Source organism: Streptomyces aureus (genome assembly GCF_001418135.1).
GTDB classification, from domain to species: domain Bacteria; phylum Actinomycetota; class Actinomycetes; order Streptomycetales; family Streptomycetaceae; genus Streptomyces; species Streptomyces aureus_A.
Window position 1 is genome coordinate 1 of the sequence record NZ_LIPQ01000430.1, and the last position, 3,686, is coordinate 3,686.

A 3,686-nucleotide genomic window follows, 5' to 3' on the forward strand; every position below is an offset into this window, starting at 1 on the left:
GGGTTGAGCCGTCGGGATCTCGGGGCGAGGAAGGGCGGGGCGGGGTGGGTGAAAAGTCCTGTTCTGAGGTGATCACGGATACGCTCGGAGCATGAGCTGGCTCCGGGCGCTGAAGGAGACCGCCCGCTCCGGGCTCACCGTCGAGCGGCGGCGGCTCGACCCCGTCATCGCCGCCCGCGCCGCCCTCGGACTCGCCCTCGTCGTGGGCTTCTCGCTCGCCGTCTTCGGCCCCGTCGTCGCCGCCTCCTCCGCGTTCGGCGCCTTCCAGGCGGCCATCGCGACCTTCCAGCGTTCCTGGCGCCCCCGCCCCACCCTCGCCCTCGCCTCCGGCGCCAGCCTCGCCGTGTCGACCTTCATCGGCTATCTCACGGTCTCCCACGAGACGCTCTTCCTCGCCCTGCTGCTCGTCTGGACGTTCCTCTCAGGGCTCGCCTGGTCCGCAGGCCCCACCGCCGGCATCATCGCCTCCTCCAACGTGGCGATCATGCTGGTCACCGTCACCCTCCCCACCTCCGTCGCCACCGCCGCCGGCCACGCCGCCATGATCTTCGCGGGCGGTGTCGTCCAGGCCGGCCTGGTCGTCCTCCTCCCGGTCCGCCCCTGGGGCGCCCAGCGCGACGCCCTCGCGGACGCGCTCGCCGCGGAGGCGGACTACGCCCGCCGCCTGCGCCACGACCCGGTCGCCCCGTTCGACCCCCTGCCGCTCATGACCGCCCGCAGCGCGGCCGCCGTGACACCCGGCCAGGCCCGTCGCCGCCCGGCGGAGCTCCACGGTGCCCGCGGCCTCGCCGAGCGCATCCGCCCGGTCCTCGCCTCCCTCGCCGACCCGGCCGTCGGCGTCCCGGCGGAAGGCCCGGCACGCGCGCGCGTACAGGAGCTGCTCGCGGCCGCGGCCTCCGTCCTGGACGCCGCCGCCCACGCCATCCGGCACGGCGAACCCGTCACCCTCCCGCCGCCGGCCGTCGCCGCCCTCCGCACCCCCGACACCGACGCGATCCTCCACGGCCCGTCCCGCCGTGCCGCCCTGCGGCTCGTCGCGCTGCTCGGCGACGTCGTCGAGACGGCCGAGCCGAGGACGGAGACCTCGGGCCACGGCGCCACGCCCCGGGAGCGCCCCACCCTCGTCCGGCTGACCCCGATCGTCGTCGCGAAGGCGCGCGCCGAGCTGCGCCGGGACTCGCCGATCCTGCGGCACGCGATCCGCGTATCGGCGGTCACGGCCGCCGGCTATCTGCTGGGCACGGTGCTCCCCCTCGGGCACGGCTACTGGGCGCCGATGGCGTCGGTGATGGTGATGCGCCCGGACTTCTCGCAGACGTACGCGCGCTCGGTGGCCCGCTTCGGCGGCACCCTCGTCGGAGTGGCCCTCGCGACGGCGGTCGTCCAGTCGGCCCACCCGGGCATGTATCCGTCGGCCGGCCTCGCGGTGGTGTGCGCCTTCGCGGTGTACCTGCTGGTGCGCTCGGGGTACGCGGCCGGCCAGGTCTTCGTCGCCGCCTACGTCGTCTTCCTGCTCGGCATGGAGGGCGTGGGGGTCACCCAGACCGTGCGGGACCGGGTGACGCTGACCCTGATCGGCGGGCTCCTCGCGATGCTCGCGTACGCCGTCTACCCGGCGTGGGAGACGCCCCGGCTGCGCGGCCGGCTCGCGGACTGGATCGCGTCGGTCGGCCGGTACGCGGCGGTCGTCACCGCGCGGTACGCCGATCCGGCCGGGCCGGCGAGCCCCGACGTACGGGAGGCGCTCCTGGACACCCGCGCGGCCCGCGTCGCCTGGCAGGAGGCCGTGGAGAGGGCGACGCACGAGCCGGTACGGCACCGGGGCCTCTCGCACGCGGCGACCGAACAGGCCGACCACGCGCTCGCGGAGTTCGGACGGGTGGCGATGCTCATGGAGGCACACCTGCCGGAACGCGGCGCCGAGCCCGTCCCCGCCGCCGCGACCCTCGCTGAGTCCCTGCGCATGGCGACGGAACGGGGCGCCAAGGACGTACGGGAACGCAAGGAGCCCGGCTGGGACGACCTGCGCGAGACGGTCGAGGCCTGGTCCGACGACGCACCGGACCACTTCCTGCTGCACAAGGGCGCGGCCCTCCTCCTGGAGGCCCTGGACGAGGTCACGACGGCCCTGACGGACTCCACGCGGGCGCGTGCGCGGTAGCGCCGCCCGCTCCTCCCGCACGGCGGGGACGTCGGCCGTACGAATTTCGCGAGCATGTCATCCGGCGTGCGGCCGGGAGGAGTTGGTAGGGGAAGAGGGGCGCGGATGTGACGCGGTCCTCCACCGACATCCATCCAGGAGCAACCGCATGAAGAAGTACTGGCTGGCGGCCGCCGGCGTCGTGGCCGCCGTGGCGATCGCGGCACCGTCGGCCGTCGGAGCGCCCACCGGGACCTCCCCCACCTCCACGGCTTCCACCACCTCCGTCGCGACCGGCACCGCGGCCCGGACCGAGCCTGCCAAGGTCACCCCGGCCAAGGCCGCCGTGCCCGCCCCGAACCCGGTCCGTACCGTCCGTCCCGGCGAGCGCGTGGACGCCGGCGGGGGCTTCACTGTGTGGCTGACCCGTGACGGCAAGCACTGGACGGGCCCGGACGACTACGAGAACTTCCGCAGCGTCGTCGACGGCAACATCGACCGCTCCGAGCCCGGTGTGAGCCACCAGAGCCAGGGCGACGCGACGGGCACCTTCCACTCCGGCCTCTACTACGGGACCCGCGAGGCGGGCCGCGTCGAACTGAGCGACACCGAGGGCCACAAGACCGTCGCCACCCTCATCGCCCTGCCCGGCCGCCCCGACTGGGGTGTCTGGTACGCCCACACCGGGCCGGCGGGCGGGAACGGCGGCAGCGGCCTCGGCGTCACCCTCTACGACCGCGCGGGCAAGCCGCTGGCCGAGCTTCCGGGCTTCGAGTTCCCGGCCGGCCGCGGCTGACCCGTGGCAGAAACGTGGCGGGGCCCGGCACGGGGCGGGCCCCGCCGCTCTCCACGGCACCATCGATCCACCGACCGAACGCGAGGTCCGACACCGTGCCGCACGAGTCCGTCACCGAGGTCGCCGAGGTCACGGCGGCCACCGGGGCCGTCGGGATGTCCAGGGTCATGGGCACGACCGGCGTCACCGGCGTCACCGGAGCCACCGGGGCCATCGGGATGACCGCGACCTCCGAGGACGACGGCTTCAGTGAGTTCGCCGCTGCCGCCTGGCCGCGTCTGGTGCGCACGGCCCGGCTCCTGACCGGGGACTTCCACGAGGCCGAGGACCTGGTGCAGACGACGCTCGCCAAGGTGTACGCGCGGTGGCGGCGGGTTCCGCGCGGGGAGGTCGACCTCTATGTGCGCCGGGCGCTGATCAACAACAACCTCAGCCGGATCCGCCGGAAGCGGGTCGTCCATCTCCTGACGCCGGTCCTGCCGGAGTCGCTGCGCCACACCTCCGCGGGTCACGCGGAGGCGGTCGAACAACGCACCGCGCTCCTGGCCGCGTTAGCGGATCTGACCGCCCGTCAGCGCGCGGTCATGGTGCTCCGTTACTGGGAGGATCTGACCGAGCTGGAGATCGCGAGCGTGCTCAACTGCTCGATCGGCACGGTCAAGACCCATGCCCGTCGCGGTCTGGCCGCGCTCCGCGCCCACCCGGGGCTCGTCACCGTCCCCGCCCCGCCTCTCCCCGCCCCTACCGGAG

Annotated in this window: 3 protein-coding genes; all 3 read left to right on the top strand. The window is 74.7% G+C overall.

Features of this window, described 5'->3' with window-relative positions:
- Nucleotides 1–91 precede the first annotated feature (91 nt).
- A complete protein-coding gene (locus AOK00_RS29755) occupies nucleotides 92–2,161 on the top strand; it encodes an FUSC family protein (protein ID WP_055603324.1) in 2,070 nt (689 codons plus the stop codon).
- A 148-nt stretch (nucleotides 2,162–2,309) separates the two neighbouring features.
- The gene (locus AOK00_RS29760) at nucleotides 2,310–2,936 is read left to right on the top strand and encodes a hypothetical protein (protein ID WP_055603325.1); all 627 of its coding nucleotides are present in this window, start codon (nucleotides 2,310–2,312) and stop codon (nucleotides 2,934–2,936) included.
- Between the two features lie 218 nt (nucleotides 2,937–3,154).
- On the top strand, nucleotides 3,155–3,686 hold a 532-nt coding region (locus AOK00_RS29765; RefSeq protein WP_055603326.1), incomplete at its 3' end, for a SigE family RNA polymerase sigma factor.